Consider the following 17,055-nt stretch of genomic DNA (forward strand, 5'->3'; position numbering starts at 1 on the left):
GCGCTTGATCGACTCGCCTTCCTGAAAGACGGGGCTTCCCTGGCTCGGTGACAGCGCGACTTCCAGGAAGCCGAGTGGATCACGCCCGGCCGGGGTGGCCGGGTCCAGGAAGCCGAGTGGACCACGCCCTGCTGGAGTGGCCGAGTCCAGCAAGCCGAGTGGATCACGCACGTCGTCCCCGCAGCGCAGGGACCGCCGGTCGCTGCGCGGGCTCCTGCGGTGACGGCCAGGTTTCGCGGCTCCACGGCTGGGGCAGAGTAGCCGCACAGAGCGTCCGCGCCGGAGTTTCCGCAGCTTGCCGGCTCGGGATCGACTCGCCGTGCGCCGGGGCACGGATGCCCCTCCCCGGTCTTTCGCCGAGGAGAGGGGGAGGGCGATGACGGACCCCGAAACGGCTCGACACCGACGCCGGCCGGTCGTACGACTGGGGGCGGCGGCTGCCGCGCTGGCACTCGTCGCGCCGCTGGCCGCGTGCGGTGCGGACGACGACGGCGGCCCACCGACGATCAACCTGTACTACCCACCGGAACAGAACCTCCAGAAGGTGGTCGACGACTGCAACGCGCAGGCCCAGGGGCGCTACGAGATCGCCTACCGGGTGCTGCCCCGGCAGGCCGACGACCAGCGGGTGCAGATGGTGCGCCGGCTCGCCGCCGAGGACAGCGGGATGGACCTGCTCGGCCTGGACGTCACCTGGACCCAGGAGTTCGCCAGCGCCGACTGGATCCGCGAGTGGACCGGCCCGGACAAGGCCGAGGTCGAGCAGGGCACCCTGGCCGGGCCGCTGGCGACCGCCCGGTACGAGGACAAGCTGTACGCCGCGCCGAAGAACACCAACGTCCAGCTGCTCTGGTACCGCAAGGACCTGGTGCCGCAACCGCCGACCACCTGGGACCAGATGATCAGCGCGGCCCAGCAACTCAAGGGACAGGGCAAGCCGTACCAGGTGCTCACCATGGGCGCCCAGTACGAGGGCCTGGTCGTCCTCTACAACACCCTGGCGGAGAGCGCCGGTGGCAAGATCCTCAACGACGACGGCACGCAGGCCGTGATGGACGACGGCACGGTCCGGGCGTTAGAGCAGCTGAAGAAGCTCACCACGTCGGGCGTGACCTCGCCGTCGTTCAGCAACGCCACCGAGGACCCGGTCCGGCTGGAGTTCCAGTCCGGCGCGGGCGCGTTCCAGGTGAACTGGCCGTTCGTCTACCCGGCCCTCCAGGAGGCCAACCCGGAGTTGGCCAAGCAGGTCGGTTGGGCCCGGATCCCGGGCATCGACGAGGGCACCCCCAGCAAGGTCACCATCGGTGGGGTCAACCTGGCGGTCAGCTCCTACTCCAAGCACCCGGAGATGTCCTTCGAGGCGGCCCGCTGCATCCGCAGCGCCGAGCACCAGAAGTTCTCCGCCATCAACGACGGCGTACCGCCCACCATCGAGGCCGTCTTCGACGACCCGGAGATGACCGAGGCGTACCCGATGAAGGACACCATCCTGGAAGAGCTGAAGGAACCGGCGACCCGCCCGCTGACCCCCGCCTACCAGAGCATCTCCACCGTGATGTCGGCGATCCTGTCGCCGCCGTCCGGTATCCGTCCCCAGCAGACCGCCGACGAGCTGCGCGGCGCCATCGCCGACGCCCTCCAGTCGAAGGGGGTCCTGCCATGACCCGGCCCGCCACCACGGAAACCCCCGAGAAGACCGACGGCCAGCGCGCCACCGTCCCCACCCAACGGGGTGGCCGCCGTAAGCCGCCGTTGAGCGAGAACAAGAAGGCCGAACGTCGTCTCGGCCTGCTGCTCTGCGCGCCCGCCGCGCTGGTCATGATCGGGGTGACCGCGTACCCGATCATCTACTCGGTCTGGCTGTCGTTGCAGCGCTTCGACCTGCGCTTTCCCGACCAGCGTGAGTTCGTCGGGTTGGACAACTACGTCACCGTGCTCAGCAACGAGTTCTGGTGGACCGCGTTCGGGGTGACCGCGCTGATCACGGTGGTCACCGTCGCCGTCGAACTGGTGCTCGGCATGGGCCTGGCGATCATCATGCACCGCACCCTGGTCGGGCGCGGCCTGGTCCGGACCTCGGCGCTCATTCCGTACGGGATCGTCACCGTGGTCGCCGCGTTCTCCTGGCGGTACGCCTGGACGCCCGGCACCGGCTACCTGGCCGACCTGTTCAGCGACGGCGCACCCCTCACCGAACGGGCCAGCTCCCTGGCGATCATCATGCTGGCGGAGATCTGGAAGACCACCCCGTTCATGGCGCTGCTGCTGATGGCCGGGCTGGCGCTGGTGCCGGAGGACCTGCTCAAGGCCGCCTCCACCGACGGCGCGACCGCCTGGCAGAAGTTCACCAAGGTGATGCTGCCGGTGATGAAGCCGGCGATCCTGGTCGCGTTGCTGTTCCGCACCCTGGACGCGTTCCGGGTCTTCGACAACATCTTCGTGTTGACCGCCGGTGGCAACGAAACCTCGTCGGTGTCAATGCTCGCCTACAACAACCTGCTCCGGGGCCTCAACCTCGGCATCGGCTCGACGATGTCGGTCCTGATCTTCATCACCGTGGCGATCATCGCGTTCGTCTTCGTGAAGCTGTTCGGCACCGCTGCCCCCGGCAGCGACGACGGGGAGAGGCGCTGACATGGCTGTCGAAACCACGACCAGGGCAAAGCTGCGCTGGGGTCTGCTCGACGTCCTCGTGGTCGTCTTCGCGCTGGTGCCGGTGCTGTGGATCGCGTCGCTGTCGTTCAAGACGCCGGCCACCCTCACCGACGGGAAGTTCATTCCTCGGGAGTGGACGCTTGACAACTACCGGACGATCTTCGACACCGACCAGTTCGTCCGTGCGCTGATCAACTCGATCGGCATCGCGCTCATCGCCACGCTGATCGCGGTGGTGCTCGGCGCGATGGCCGCGTACGCGATCAGCCGGCTGGACTTCCCCGGCAAGAAGCTGCTGGTCGGCGTCTCCCTGCTGATCGCCATGTTCCCGCAGGTGTCGCTGGTGTCACCGCTGTTCGAGATCGAACGTCAGCTCAAAATCTTCGACACCTGGCCCGGCCTGATCCTGCCGTACATCACCTTCGCGCTGCCGCTGGCGATCTACACGCTGTCGGCGTTCTTCAAGCAGATCCCGTGGGACCTGGAGAAGGCCGCGAAGATGGACGGCGCCACCCAGGGGCAGGCGTTCCGGCGGGTGATCGCGCCACTGGCCGCACCCGGGTTGTTCACCACGGCGATCCTGGTCTTCATCTTCTGCTGGAACGACTTCCTGTTCGCCATCTCGCTGACCTCGACCGAGCGGTCCCGCACGGTGCCGGCCGCGTTGTCGTTCTTCACCGGCGCGTCGCAGTTCGAGGACCCCACCGGGGCGATCTGCGCCGCCGCCGTGGTGATCACCGTACCCATCATCCTGTTCGTCCTCTTCTTCCAGCGTCGCATTGTGTCCGGTCTGACCTCCGGCGCAGTCAAGGGATAGGTGAGTAGTCATGGCTGACATCGTGCTGGACAAGGTGAGCAAGAGCTTCCCGGACGGGACCGTCGCCGTGCAGGACGTCGACCTGGAGATCGCCGACGGCGAGTTCGTGATCCTGGTCGGGCCCTCGGGCTGCGGCAAGTCCACCACCCTCAACATGATCGCCGGGTTGGAGGACATCAGCTCCGGCGAGCTGCGCATCGGCGGGCAGCGGGTCAACGACAAGGCTCCCCGGGACCGGGACATCGCGATGGTGTTCCAGTCCTACGCGCTCTACCCGAACATGACCGTGCGGGAGAACATGGCGTTCCCGCTGCGGCTGGCGAAACTGGACAAGGCGACCATCGACCAGAAGGTCGACGAGGCCGCGAAGGTGCTGGAGCTGACCTCGCTGCTGGACCGCAAGCCGGCCAACCTCTCCGGCGGCCAGCGGCAGCGGGTGGCGATGGGCCGGGCGATCGTCCGCCAGCCGAAGGCGTTCCTGATGGACGAGCCGCTGTCCAACCTCGACGCCAAGCTGCGGGTGCAGATGCGCACGGTGGTGTCCCGGTTGCAGAAGCAGCTCGGCACCACCACCGTCTACGTCACCCACGACCAGACCGAGGCGATGACCCTCGGCGACCGCGTGGTGATCATGCGCGGGGGCGCGGTGCAGCAGGTCGGGCCACCGCAGGAGCTGTACGACCACCCGCGCAACCTCTTCGTGGCCGGCTTCATCGGCTCCCCGTCGATGAACTTCCTGCACGCCGCCGTGCAGGACGGCCGGCTGCACACCGCCCTGGGCGACGTGCCGCTCGGCGACCGGGTTCGCCGGGAGCTGGAGAGCGCCGACGCGCCCCGCGAGCTGATCCTCGGCATCCGGCCCGAGCACTTCGAGGACGCCGAACTGGTCGACGACGACACCCGTCGGCGGGGCATGGAGTTCGAGGCGCCGGTCGACATCGTCGAGTCGATGGGCTCGGACAAGTACGTCTACTTCACCGTCGAGGGCGAGAAGGCCAGCGCCGCCGAGTTGGAGGAGTTGGCCGCCGACGCGGGCGCCGCCGACTTCGCCGGCGCCGGCGGCAACCTGGTGACCCGGCTGTCCGCCGAGTCCCCGGTCGCCGAGGGGCAGACCCGGCGGGTCTGGTTCAACCTGGAGAAGATCCACCTGTTCGATCCGGCGACCGGCCGCAACCTGACCCTGCACGAGGGGCGGGCCGCCGGCGCGCTCGCCGACTGAGCCTGCCCGGCCCGCACCAGCTCCCGCCGATCTTGCACTTTCCGTTGTCGACATAGGTGGAATGCCCCTTGTGTCAGGACAGAAAGTGCAAGATCGGCGGGATGCGGGCTGTGCCCGGGCGTGGGAAGGTGGTCGCAGGTCGCGTCGTGAAGCGGGGGACGGGATGAACCGACGACTGGCCACGCTGGCCAACGCGCATGGTGTTTCCACCTGGTACGAGGACTGGCGGCACCGCCGCGTCGAGGTCGCACCGGAGACCGTGGTGGGTGTGCTGGGGCTGCTCGGCGTGGACGCCACCAGCCCGACAGCCATCGCCGACGCGCTCGCCGCCGCCCGCGCCGTCGATCGCAGCGCCCTGCCGGAGACGGTCGTGCTCACCCACGGCCGCACCCGGGCGCTGCCCGGCCCGGGTGTGGTGACCCTGGAGGACGGTGGCCGCCGCGCGGTCGACGGTGAGCTGCCCGCGGACCTGCCGCTGGGTTGGCACCGGCTGGCCTGCGCCGACCGGGAGGTGACCCTGGTGGTGGTGCCGCGCCGGCTGCCGGTGCCACCCCGCACCTGGGGCTGGATGCTCCAGCTCTACGCACTCACCTCGGAGCGTTCCTGGGGCATGGGCGATCTCGGCGACCTCGCCGAGTTCACCGAGTGGGCCGGCGACACCGGCGCCGGGTTGGTGCTGCTCAACCCGCTGCACGCGGTCGGGCCGGCGCACCCGGTCGCCACCTCACCGTATTCGCCCGCCAGCCGACGCTTCGTCAACCCGCTCTACCTGCGGGTCGGCGACACCGCCGCGTACCGTGCGGCGGACCCGGCGACCCGTGCGGTGGTCGACGCGTTACGCCCCGACCGGGGCCCACTGATCGACTACGACGAGGTGTGGACCGCCAAGCGGCACGCCCTGGAGCTGCTGCACCCGTACGCCCCGCCGGTGGACCTCGCCGCGGACCCGGCGCTGACCAGCTTCGCCACCTGGTGCGCGCTCGCCGAGCGACACGGCAACGACTGGCGCGCCTGGCCGGCGGAGCTGCACCACCCCGACGCCCCGGCGGTCGCCGAGCAGCGTCGCCACCTCGCCGACCGGGTCGCCTTCCACGCCTGGCTGCAACACCTGTGCGACGAGCAGCTCGACGCCGTCACGGCGGCGGCCCGGTCGGCGGGAATGCCGGTCGGCGTCGTACACGACCTGGCCGTCGGCATCGACCCGGGCGGCGCGGACGGTTGGCAGCTCGCCGACGTGCTGGCCCAGGGCGTGCGGGTCGGTGCCCCGCCGGACGACTTCAACCAGCTCGGCCAGGACTGGGGGCTCGCCGCGTGGCGCCCGGACCGGCTCGCCGCCACCGGGTACGCGGCCTACCGGGACATGCTGCGCCGGGCCCTGCGGCACGCGGGCGGCCTGCGGGTCGACCACGTCGCCGGCCTGTGGCGACTGTGGTGGGTGCCGCCGGGCGGCGGGGCCGCTCAGGGCACCTACGTGCGCTACGACGCCGAGGCGATGCTCGGCATCCTCGCCCTGGAGGCGCAGCGGGCCGGCGCGGTGGTGATCGGCGAGGATCTCGGTACGGTCCAGCCGGCGGTGACCCGAGGGTTGCGCGGGCGCAACATGCTCGGCTCGACGGTGCTGTGGTTCGCCCGCGACAACGACGGCGACTTCGTCCCACCGGCCCGGTGGCCGCGCAACGCCCTCGCCACCATCTCCACCCACGACCTGCCCACCGCGCCGGGCTTCCTGACCGGTGAGCACGTGCGGGTGCGCGACGAGTTGAAATTGCTCGGCACCGACGTGGCGGTGGAACGGGCCCGTGCCGCCGCCGACCGGGAACGGCTGCTCACCATGTTGCGCGCCGAGAACCTGCTGCCCGACCCGACGCCGACCACCGATCAGACGCCGGGTCCGGGGTCGCCGGGTCCGGCGTCGCCCGATGCGGCGCTGCTGGCCGATCCGGCGCTTGCCGATCCGGCGTCAGCCCGGCCGGCGTTTGCCGATCCGGCGTCAGCCGGGCCGGCGTCGACACCCGATGACGGCGAGGTGGTGGTGGCGATGCACGCCGCGCTCGCGGCCAGCCCGACCCGGCTGCTCGGTGTCTCCCTCTACGACGTGCTCGGCGAGGTGCGCCAACCCAACATGCCGGGCACGGTGGACGAGTACCCGAACTGGCGGCTGCCGTTGCCGGCCAGCGTGGCGCAGATCCGCGCCGACCCCCGGGTGGCCCGGATCGTCGACCTGCTCAGCGCCGCCCGCCCACGACCGGCCCACCCGGCACCGCCAGCGCGCTGACGCCGCGGGGTCAGGTCAGCCAGTCGAAGCGGGCCGGCAACCCGAGGAAGTCGGCGTAGCGCGTCAGCGCCTGCTCCACCCGGGCCCGCGCGGCGACGTCGAGCGTGGTGAGCGGCTGGATCGTCACCGTGACCGCGGTGCGGCCGACCTTGCGCTTCCACACGCCCACCACCCGACCGGCGCGGACCACGGTGGCCTGGAAGATGCCGTTGTTGCCGGGCACCACAGCCGCCTGGTGGGCGGGGTCGAGCATCAACGTGCGATCCCGGAAGCCGAGCAGGTATTCGTCGAAGCCGGGCAGCGCCAGCACGTCGTCAGGTGCGGTGCGCGGCGCGTCGGCCAGCACCGCGTCGACGTACATCGGCGTGCCGTCGACCCGTACCGCGCTCAGCGCGTCACCCGCGACGGCCAGACCGCGCCGGGCGTCGGTGAGGGTGAGGCCGCTCCACCCGGCGAACTCGCGGTCGCTGACCGGGCCGTGCCCGCGAACGTAGCGGTGGGCGAGCACGGCCAGGGCTTCGTCGCGGTCCAGCCGGCGGGACCCGGGTGCCCACTCGTCGAGCAGGGCGAAGGTCTGGTCGGTGCCGACGTTCGGTGCCACGCAGGTCACACCCCGGACGCTCGCATACCACAGCAGGTGGTAGCCGCGCTGCCCATCGGTGCCCAGGCCCGCCGCGCGCAGGGTGGCCAGGCACTGCGCGCGGGTGAGTCGGCCGCCGCCGGCCAACGCGGCGCCGAGGACGTCCGCCGCCCGGTCCGCGTCGGCGTCGGTGAGCCCGAGCTGCGCCCGCCGGGTCGCCACACCGGCCAGGGACCGCACGCCGGTCAGCTCCAGCATCCAGCGGGCGTCGGCGGGCGGGACGAGGTGCACGGTGCCCCGCATCGGCCAGGTGCGCAGCGCCTCGCGGCGCTCCAGTGCCGCCTGCACATCGGTGAGCGCCCGACCGGGCAGCCGGACGCCCAACGACCACAGCCCGCTGGCCAGGTCCTGTGCCTGCATCGCGCCGAACCACTCGACCACCTCGGCGACGCTGCCCGGTCGGGTGCTCGGGTGTGGGCGCAACAGCAGGCTGGTCATCCGCAGCGCCAACGCGTCGGCCGCGCTGAGGTCGACAGGCATCGGGCGCTCCTTTTCCTGGCCGGGCGGCCAGCCTAGGGCCTGCCACCGACACTTCCGCTGGTGGGAGGCGTAACGGCCGTCGTCGGGGGAAAGCGGCCCGGCGGAAGTACGCGCGCCGCGCGTACGGAAGGGAATCTCATGACTGCCGCAAGCGAGCCGGCCCGGGGTGCCGGCGCACCGGCCGGATCCCGGAGCCATCGAGGGGACGTCGGCGCGAAGACGAGCGCCGCCGCGACCTTCGCCCTGGTGTTCGGGGTGGCCGGTCTGTTCAGCGCGTTGACGGCCATCCTCTTCTGGCTGGGACTGGTGCTCGGCATCATCGGGATCATTCTCGGCATCGTCGGCCTCAAGATGGCCCGCCGACCCGGAGTCACCGGCCGCGGCGTGTCGATCGGTGGCCTGGTGCTCAGCATCCTGGCCGTGCTGATCGGTCTCGGTCTGGCCGCGGGTATCACCACGTTCGTCAACAACGAGAACGCGGTGGACCGCCTGCAAACTCAGGTCAACAAGCTGCGCGACAGGCTCGACTGAGTCGCGTACCCATCGCTCAGGGGCCGGGCCGCCAGCGGTCACGACCGGTCACAGTAGGGTGGGCGGCGTGCTCCGCCAGGTCACCGCGATCCGCTACGTCACCCCGCTGCGCGAGGGTGGGTCGTTGCCGGGCGTGGTGGAGGCCGACGACCTGGGCACGTACGTGGCGAAGTTCCGGGGCGCCGGGCAGGGGCCCAAGGCGCTGATCGCCGAGGTGATCTGCGGTGAGCTGGCCCGCCGGCTGGAGCTGCGGGTGCCGCCGCTGGTGGTGCTCGACATCGACCCGGTGATCGGGCGGGCCGAGCCCGACCAGGAAGTGCAGGAGCTGCTGCGCAACAGTGGCGGCGCCAACCTGGGGATGGACTTCCTGCCCGGGGCGCTGGGCTTCGACCCGGTGGCACACCCCGTCGACCCGGCGCTGGCCTCCCGGGTGCTCTGGTTCGACGCGTACGTGGAGAACGTCGACCGGAGCTGGCGCAACCCGAACCTGCTCGTCTGGCACCGGGAGCTGTGGCTCATCGACCACGGCGCCTCGCTGTACTTCCACCACAACTGGCCGCGCGCCGAGGCCGCCGTGGCCCGGCCGTACCGCGCCGAGGATCACGTGCTGACGCCGTACGCGTCGCGGCTGGCCGAGGCCGACGCCGAGTTGGCGCCCCGGGTCACCCCGGAGCTGCTCAGTGAGGTGCTGGCCCTGGTGCCGGGGGAGTGGCTGACCGCCGCCGACTTCGAGACGGCCGACGCGGCGCGCGACGCGTACCTGCACCACCTGTCCCGCCGCGTCGCCCGCACGGCCGACTGGCTGCCCCAGGAGAGCGGCGCATGAGGCAACCCTTCGAGTACGCGCTGATCCGGCTGGTGCCCCGCATCGAGCGCGGCGAGCAGATCAACGTCGGGGTGTTGCTCTACTGCCAGCAGCGCGACTTCCTGGCCGCGCGAACCCACCTGGACGCCGACCGGGTCCGGGCGCTGGCCGCCGACGTCGACCTGCCGGCGGTGGCCGCGGTGCTCGACTCCTGGGACCGGACCTGCTCCGGCGACGGCCCGGCGACCCGGATGCGGCTCGGTGAGCGGTTCCACTGGCTGGCCGCGCCGCGTAGCACGATGATCCAGACGGGGCCGGTGCACACCGGTCTCACCGCCGACCCGGCGGCCGAACTCGACCGGCTGATGGCGACCCTGGTCCACTGAGCCTGGGGCGGGGCGCGGCAGATCCGGCGGGGCGGGCCGGGCGGGCGCCGGGCCGGTCCCCTGATCGCGCTACGCCAGCGCCGTTGCCAGCGGAGCGCGATCCCCCGTTCAGGTGCCCGGTGCGTGGCGGCGGTTCGGTCCCGCCGGCACCGATGGCATCAGGATCGCCGTCCGCGCGCCGCGCCGGGCCGCAACGACCGGGAAGTTGCGGAAAACTTGAGCCGGCGGGCCGACACGTGAACGCCGGGGCGCTGTCGTTAGAGCGTGTCCGCAGCGGGTAGTCGCGGGAGCTGATCCGAGACGAGAAGGGGACACGCTGATGGCTGCCCAGACCAAGGTCGCGGTGATCTACTACAGCGCCACCGGCATCACCTACCAGATGGCGCAGGCCGTGTGCGAGGCCGCCGGGGACGCCGGCGCCGACGTGCGCCTGCGCAAGGTGCGCGAGCTGGCGCCGGACGAGGCGATCCGCTCGAACTCCGGTTGGCAGGCGCACCACCTGGAGACCCAGGATGTGCCCGAGGCGATGGTCGACGACCTGGCCTGGGCCGACGTGGTGATCCTCGGCGCGCCGACCCGCTACGGCCTGGTCGCCGCCCAGCTGAAGCAGTTCATCGACACCACCGGCCCGCTCTGGTCGCAGGGCGCGCTGGCCAACAAGGTCTACTCCGCGTTCACCTCGACGGCGACCTCCCACGGAGGGCAGGAGACCACGCTGACCTCGCTCTTCAACGTCTTCTACCACTGGGGCGGCGTGGTGGTCACCCCCGGATACACCGACACCAGCCAGTTCATCGCCGGCAACCCGTACGGCCCCTCGCACACCAGCAACAACGGGGAGATCGCCCCGGACGCCGTGGCGCTCGGGGCCTGCGCGCTCACCGCCCGGCGCGCGGTGCTGCTGGGAACCGCGCTGAAGGCGGGTATGTCCGGCTGACCGGCGACGGCGACGGCGACGGCGACGGCGACGGTGACGGTGACGGTGACGGGGACCGGTGGCGCGGACGGGGGCTCTCGGCCCGTCCACGCCACCGGTCGATCCAGCCCTACCCCCGAGCCACGGTGACTATGCGCGTCCCGGCGTCGCGGACAACTCGTCCGCCCGCGACGCCGGCAGCAGGTCGGTCAACAGCTCGGCCAGCACGCCGAGACCGTCCGGGCTGAGCACCGACTCGGCGTGGAACTGCACCCCGGCGAAGCCCCGCCCCCGCAGCGCGTGCACGGCACCGTCACCCGGATCCCGGGCCAGCTCCACCGGCCCGTACCCGGTCGCCAGCCGATCGGTCTCGGCGCGGGCGGTGAACGTCGAGTAGAACCCGACCCGGCGGGTCCGGCCGAACACCGACACGTCCCGCTGCAACCCCTGGTAGGGCGCCTCCCGGCGGTGCAACGCCAACCCCAGCAGCCCGGCCAGCACCTGGTGGCCGAGGCAGACCGCGAGGGTGGGACGCCCGGTCGCCAGCAGCTCGGTCAGCAGGGCCCGCAACACCGCCGTCTTCGGCTCGTCCACCCGACGCGGGTCGCCCGGCCCGGGACCGGCCACGACCAGGTCGTAGGCGTCCACCGGCCCGTACGCGTGCCACGGCCGGGTGGTCACCACGAGACCCAACGCGCCCAGTTGGTGAGCCAGCATCCCGGTAAAGGTGTCCTCGGCGTCCACGATCAACACCCGGCGGCCGACCAGCCCCGGCAGTCCGGGCGCGTCCGGTGCCCGCTGGTCCAGCCAGAACCGGGCCAGCGGCGCGTTCCGCGCGGCCAGCGCGTCGCGTACCGCCGGATCGTCGGCCAGCCGCGCGACCGGCCCCCGGTCGCCGACGGACGCCGCCGGCCCGAGACCGAGCGCGGCCAGCACACCGGCGGCCTTGGCGTGCGTCTCGGCCACCTCGCCGGCCGCCGTCGAGTGCCGCACCAGGGTCGCGCCGACCGGCACCCGCAGCCGGCCGGTGGGGGAGACCTCGGCGGTCCGGATCAGGATCGGGGCGTCGAGCGTCTGCCGGCCGGCCTCGTCGTGCCCGAGCAGGGCCAGCACCCCGGCGTAGTAGCCCCGGCCCCGGCCCTCGTGTCGGGCGATCACCCGGCAGGCGTTCTCCATCGGGCTGCCCGTCACGGTGGGCGCGAACATCGTCTCGCGCAGCACCTCCCGCACGTCCCGGGTGCCCCGCCCGGCGAGCAGGTACTCGGTGTGCGCCAGATGTGACATCTCCTTCAGGTACGGGCCGATCACCTGCCCACCGTGCTCGGCGACGGTGGCCATCATCTTCAGCTCCTCGTCGAGCACCATGTACAGCTCCTCGACCTCCTTCGGGTCGGCGAGGAAGCGCAGCAGGGCCGCCCGGTCCGCGATGCCACCCGGGCACCGGAAGGTGCCGCTGATCGGGTTCATCATCACCAGACCGTCGTCGACGCTGACGTGCCGCTCGGGGCTGGCGCCGACCAACGTCCGCGTGCCGGTGTGCACCACGAACGTCCAGTACGCGCCGCGTTCGCCGAGCAGCAGCCGGCGCAGCGCCGCCAGCGCGGCCCCCAGCGGCGAGCCCTGCACGGTGGCGTGCAGGGCGCGGTGGATGACGAAGTTCGCGCCCTCGCCGCGACCGATCTCCTCGGACAGCACCCGCTGCACGGTCCGCGCGTACTCCTCGTCGCTGACGTCGAAGCCGGCGTCGACGGTGTGCACCGGTTCGTCGGGCAGCGCGGCGAGTACGTCGGCCAGCGCGATCCGCTGGTGCTCGCGGATCTGGAGGAACTCCAGCGGGGCGCCGTCGTCCACGCAGGCGAAACCGCGCTCGGTGATCTGCCGGTACGGCACCAGGGCCAGCGTCCGCGCCCCGGGCGTGCCCGACGGCAGCGGAAGGTCGGTGAGCCGTTCGACGGTGTCGACCGGGCCGGTGAACAGGTCCAGTTCGTCGGCGCCCTCGCGGCGCAGCAGCGCGAAGGGGCCGGGGTCGACGCCGGTGGCGACGGCGTCGAGCAGGTCGGTGAGCTGGGTCATCGGGTCTCCGTCGGGCTGGGCGCCACCGTCGGGGCGGCCCTTTGGCCGGGAGATCCGGCGACCGCCTCGATGGCGGCCGCGTGGATGGAGCTACGCGCGGGAGATGGCCGCCGGGTCGGCGGGCCACCAACTGGTCAATTGCGCGAGCATGCGATCCACCCTACGCGCCCGACGCCCGGCTGACACCGGGTAACTTGACCGTCGATGAACATTCTCGCGCTCGACCTGGGCACCTCCTCGGTACGCGGGCTGGTGCTGGACGCGGACACCCAGCCGCTGCCCGGCGCCCTGGCCCGCCGCAAGGTCGACCTCGCCATCGGCGACGACGGCACCGGCACGCTGTCCGGCCGCGACTATCTCGCGTCCCTGGTCGAGTGCCTGGACGAGCTGGCCGGCGCGGGCCACCTGCACGACGTCGACCTGGTGGCGGTCTCCGCCCAGTGGCACTCGGTGCTTCCGCTGGACCGGGACGGCACCCCGATGGGCCCGGTGATCACCTGGCTGGACACCCGGCCCGCCCCGGTCGGCGGCACCGCCGGGCCGGCCGACCCGGACGGCTTCCACCAGCGCACCGGCTGTTGGTGGCACCGCTCGTACTGGTCGATGCGGTTGCCCTGGGTGCGCGAGCAGTGCGGCAGCCCGATCGCCCGGTTCGTCGGCCTGCCCGAGTACGTGCTCGGCGAGCTGCTCGACACGGCGCCCATGTCGATCTCCCAGGCGTCCGGGACCGGCCTGCTGGACCTGCGCACCCTGCGCTGGGACGAGGAGGCGTTGGCGCTCGCCGGTGCGCGCGCACCGGAGCTGCCGCCCCTCGGCGAGCTGGACTGGCACGGTCGGCTCCGGGTCGACCTGGCCCGTCGGTGGCCGCAGTTGGCGCAGGCCCGGTGGTCGGCGCCGGTGGGCGACGGTGGGGCGTCGAACGTCGGTTCGGGCTGCGTCGACCCGAGCCGGGCCGCCGTCACCGTGGGCACCTCCGCGGCGGTACGGCTGATGCAGCGGATCCCGGCCGGCGAACCGATGCCCCGCCTCCCGGAACGGCTGTGGCGTTACCGGGTCGACCACGACCACGTGGTGACCGGTGCCGCGTACGCCAACGGTGGCAACCTCTTCGCCTGGGCGAACCGGGAGCTGCGGCTGCCCCAGGGCGCCGAGCTGGACGCGGCGCTGGCGCTGGTGCCGGCGGGCGGTGGCCGACCGGCGGATCCGCGCTTCGGCGGTGACCGGGCTCCCGGCCTGGCGCCGGCGGGCAGCGGTCAGCTCAGCGGCCTCAGCTTCAGCACCACCTCGGTCGACATCCTGGCCGGCCTGATGCAGGGGTTGTGTGAGCTGGTCGCCGCGGATCTCGGGGTGCTGGAGTCCACGATCGACAAACCGGTCGGCGTGGTGCTGGGCGGCGGCGCGGTGGCCGCCTCGGTGTGGTGGCGGCAGGCCTTCGCCACCGCGCTCGCACCGCGCCCGGTGTCGCACCAACGCAACCCGGAAATCGGCGCCACCGGTGCCGCGTTGGTGGCGCTCGGGCGGTTCGGTGACGCGATCGAGCTCGCCGACATCGGCCGGACGGACGAGCTGGTTTTGCCGACCACGGCAGGAGGTTCCCACCCGCAGTATCCTTCCTGAACCTCGGCCTCGCCCGGGCCGTTGACAGCGGTACCGAGCCTGGTTGGATGGACTGCGCTCCCCGTACCGCGGTGGACGCGGTAGGACGGAGGAGGCAGGGTGGCGGCAGGTCCCGACCCGGCGAACGGCGCGGTGTCGAACCATCGCCGGCGCCGCTTCGACGTCCGGGTCGTTCCGCATCGACGGCGGTCGCCGTTCCGGCTGCGCGACTGGCGGATGAGCACGAAGCTCGCCACCGTGCTGGTGGTCCCGTCGATGGCGTTCCTCCTGCTCGCCGGGGTGCAGACCAGCGCGCTGGTGGGGCAGACGACCGCGTTGAGCGACTTCTCCAGCCAGGTCGGCATCGGCCGGCAGATCACCGCCGCGGTGCACCAGCTCCAACAGGAGCGGGACCGCTCGGCGGGGGAGCTGGGTGAGCTGCGCAAGGGTGGTGACCGGCAGACCGCGGCGGCCGACCTGAAGCCGTTGCAGGCGGCCACCGACAAGGCCATCGTGGACCTCAGCCGTGCCGCCGAGCCGCTGGCCGACGCGGACGCGTCCTGGCGGGTCGCCTTCTCCGAGGCGCTGGAGGCGTACGACCAGGTGGTCGACATCCGCCCGGCGATTCCGCCGGCGGTGCTCAGCAGCGACACCATCCTGAGCAACTACCACCGGGCCATCGGCGCGTTGCTCGACCTGCTCGCCGAGCCGAAGCCTGGTCAGAACCAACCGGCGTTGAACGACGCGGTGCTGCGCTACGTGCAGCTGGCCCGGGTCAAGGAACTCTCCTCCCGGGTGCGGGCCCAGCTCTACGGCGCCGCCCGTGCCGGCGGGTACGGCACCGAGGACCGGGTGGTCCTCGCCGACCTGCGCGGCCAGCAACTCACCGCGCTCGGCGCGTTCCGGGTGGCGGCCACCAGTGACCAGATCCGCCGCTACGACGAGACCTCGGTGTCCCCGATGTTCCTGGTCGCCACCGGGCTGGAGGAGCGCAGCCTGTCGTCCGGCGGCGCGTCGCCGCAGGTGCTGCCCTCGGAGCAGTGGTGGTCGGCCAGCCAGCAGCGTCAGGAGCTGCTGCGCCAGCTGGAGGCGGGCGTGCTGGACGACGCCGTACGGCAGGCCGACGAGGCCAGCAGCGGCCAGTTGCGGACGACCCTGCTGGTCGTCGGCGGGGTCGTCACGGTGCTGCTGGTCGCCCTGCTGATCTCGTTGCTCATCGGCCGGTCGGTCGCCCGGTCGATGCGGATGCTGCGCAGCCAGGCGCTGCGGATCGCCCAGGTCGAACTGCCGGACGCACTGGACCGGCTGAAGACCGTCACCGGCGGGGTGCCCCGCATCGACGTCGCGCCGGCGGTGGTCCGCTCGCTCGACGAGATCGGCGAGCTGGCCGAGGCGTTCGTGGCGGTGCACCGCAGCGCGGTCACGGTCGCCGTCGAGCAGGCGCTCATGCGGCGCAACGTCAACGCGATGTTCGTCAACCTGGCCCGACGCAGTCAGGTGCTGGTGGAGCGCCAGCTGGAGCTGCTGGACGACCTGGAGCGCGAGGAGAGCGACCCGGACCAGCTGGAGAACCTGTTCAAGCTCGATCACCTGGCCGCTCGGATGCGCCGTAACGACGAGAGCCTGTTGGTGCTCGCCGGCACCGATTCCACCCGTCGGTGGAACCGGCCGGTCAGCCTGGGTGCGGTGCTGCTGGCCGCCGCCGCCGAGATCGAGCAGTACCAGCGGGTTCGGATCGAGTCGGTGGCCGACGTGCACGTGGTCGGGCACGCCGTGGGCGAGTTGGTGCACCTGCTGGCCGAGCTGCTGGAGAACGCCACGGCCTTCTCCCGCCCGGACACCGTCGTGGTGGTGACCGCCCGGGTCGAGGCGGATGCCCTGCTGGTCGAGATCGTCGACCGTGGCCTGGGGATGAGCCCGGCCGCGCTGGTGCAGGCGAACGAGGTTCTGGCCAGCCCACCGGCCGCGGACGTCGCGGCGGTGGAGCGGATGGGCCTCTTCGTGGTCAGCCACCTCGCCGCCCGGCTGGGTGTGCGGGTACGGCTGCACGGCGGCGACGATGGCCTGGTCGCCCGGCTCGGCCTGCCCGCGCTGTTGCTGGCCCCGGCGGGCGCGGCGGAGCTGGATGCGCCACCGCCGGCCCGGATGCTGGCCACGAGCGCGGCCCGGGGGGTAGTGGCCGACCAGCCCGGGGCCGTCCGGGGGGCCGGTGCACCGGGGCCGGGCGTCGCGGCGGTGGATCTGCCGGTGGCCGGCCGCCCGCCGGGCGTCGCGGTGCCGCGTCAGGGTCGACCGGTGCCGGTGCGCGCCGAGGACGTGTTGACCCCGGCCGTTGCCCGGGGCGACGGCGGAGGCTGGTGGTCACGGCAGGGCCCGTCGACGCCGGCCGTGCCCGCCCCGGCGGCGCCGCCGAGCATTCCGGTGACCGCCGGTACGAATGAGCGGGGCTTGCCGGTGCGGGTGCCGATGGCGCAGTTGAGCGCGGTCACCCGTTCGGCCCAACCGATGTCGGCACCGATCCGCACAGACCCGGACCCGGAGGCGGTCGGCGGCATGCTCTCGCGGCTCTACAGCGGAGTACGGCGCGCCGAGGCCGAGGACACCACCGAGATACCCGTGCCACCGTCCGGGGGGCACCACGAAGGGGGACGACGACAGTGAC

The 17,055-nt window shown here is 72.4% G+C and carries 13 protein-coding genes; 11 read left to right on the top strand and 2 right to left on the bottom strand.

The features are described from left to right. Positions 1-376 precede the first annotated feature (376 nt). The 5 genes from AB0J33_RS06085 to malQ all read left to right on the top strand — a co-directional run bounded on the left by AB0J33_RS06085 (position 377) and on the right by malQ (position 6,966). Entirely contained in the window at positions 377-1,663 is a 1,287-nt protein-coding gene (locus tag AB0J33_RS06085; protein ID WP_363610431.1) for an ABC transporter substrate-binding protein, read from the top strand. Beyond that, a complete protein-coding gene (locus AB0J33_RS06090) occupies positions 1,660-2,634 on the top strand; it encodes a sugar ABC transporter permease (protein ID WP_363610433.1) in 975 nt (324 codons plus the stop codon). Before AB0J33_RS06085 ends, AB0J33_RS06090 begins: the two co-directional genes overlap by 4 nt. Position 2,635: 1 nt before the next feature. Then, positions 2,636-3,472 (top strand): carbohydrate ABC transporter permease, encoded by an 837-nt coding sequence (locus AB0J33_RS06095; RefSeq protein ID WP_363610435.1) that lies wholly within the window; start codon positions 2,636-2,638, stop codon positions 3,470-3,472. 10 nt (positions 3,473-3,482) lie between these two features. Further along, entirely contained in the window at positions 3,483-4,691 is a 1,209-nt protein-coding gene (ugpC, locus tag AB0J33_RS06100) for a sn-glycerol-3-phosphate ABC transporter ATP-binding protein UgpC (RefSeq protein WP_363610437.1), read from the top strand. A 163-nt stretch (positions 4,692-4,854) separates the two neighbouring features. Next, complete coding sequence (gene malQ / locus AB0J33_RS06105) at positions 4,855-6,966, top strand: 4-alpha-glucanotransferase (RefSeq protein WP_363610439.1); 2,112 nt, start codon at positions 4,855-4,857, stop codon at positions 6,964-6,966. A gap of 10 nt (positions 6,967-6,976) precedes the next feature. Here the strand turns inward: malQ and AB0J33_RS06110 are convergent, their stop codons facing one another. Further along, a complete protein-coding gene (locus tag AB0J33_RS06110) occupies positions 6,977-8,086 on the bottom strand; it encodes a winged helix DNA-binding domain-containing protein (RefSeq protein ID WP_363610441.1) in 1,110 nt (369 codons plus the stop codon). Positions 8,087-8,224: 138 nt separating this feature from the next. On the opposite strand from AB0J33_RS06110, the gene AB0J33_RS06115 reads away from it, so the two are divergent. The 4 genes from AB0J33_RS06115 (at position 8,225) to wrbA (ending at position 10,745) form a co-directional block, all read left to right on the top strand. Continuing rightward, complete coding sequence (locus AB0J33_RS06115) at positions 8,225-8,617, top strand: hypothetical protein (RefSeq protein ID WP_363610443.1); 393 nt, start codon at positions 8,225-8,227, stop codon at positions 8,615-8,617. 67 nt (positions 8,618-8,684) lie between these two features. Continuing rightward, complete coding sequence (locus AB0J33_RS06120) at positions 8,685-9,443, top strand: HipA family kinase (RefSeq protein ID WP_363610445.1); 759 nt, start codon at positions 8,685-8,687, stop codon at positions 9,441-9,443. Next, the gene (locus tag AB0J33_RS06125; RefSeq protein ID WP_363610447.1) at positions 9,440-9,808 is read left to right on the top strand and encodes a DUF3037 domain-containing protein; all 369 of its coding nucleotides are present in this window, start codon (positions 9,440-9,442) and stop codon (positions 9,806-9,808) included. The genes AB0J33_RS06120 and AB0J33_RS06125 overlap by 4 nt, the downstream gene beginning before the upstream one ends. A gap of 319 nt (positions 9,809-10,127) precedes the next feature. Continuing rightward, positions 10,128-10,745, top strand: a complete 618-nt coding sequence (wrbA, locus tag AB0J33_RS06130) for an NAD(P)H:quinone oxidoreductase (protein ID WP_363610449.1) — start codon at positions 10,128-10,130, stop codon at positions 10,743-10,745. Between the two features lie 129 nt (positions 10,746-10,874). Here wrbA and AB0J33_RS06135 read toward each other — a convergent pair whose 3' ends face one another. Beyond that, entirely contained in the window at positions 10,875-12,797 is a 1,923-nt protein-coding gene (locus AB0J33_RS06135; RefSeq protein ID WP_363610451.1) for an anthranilate synthase family protein, read from the bottom strand. A gap of 204 nt (positions 12,798-13,001) precedes the next feature. On the opposite strand from AB0J33_RS06135, the gene AB0J33_RS06140 reads away from it, so the two are divergent. Together AB0J33_RS06140 and AB0J33_RS06145 are read left to right on the top strand one after the other, a co-directional pair. Continuing rightward, on the top strand, positions 13,002-14,414 hold the full coding sequence (locus AB0J33_RS06140; protein WP_363610453.1) for an FGGY family carbohydrate kinase: 1,413 nt from the start codon (positions 13,002-13,004) through the stop codon (positions 14,412-14,414). Positions 14,415-14,513: 99 nt separating this feature from the next. After that, on the top strand, positions 14,514-17,054 hold the full coding sequence (locus tag AB0J33_RS06145; RefSeq protein ID WP_363610455.1) for a nitrate- and nitrite sensing domain-containing protein: 2,541 nt from the start codon (positions 14,514-14,516) through the stop codon (positions 17,052-17,054). Position 17,055 lies beyond the last annotated feature (1 nt).

Origin of the sequence: Micromonospora sp. NPDC049645 (assembly GCF_040675155.1) — a bacterium.
GTDB lineage: Bacteria > Actinomycetota > Actinomycetes > Mycobacteriales > Micromonosporaceae > Micromonospora.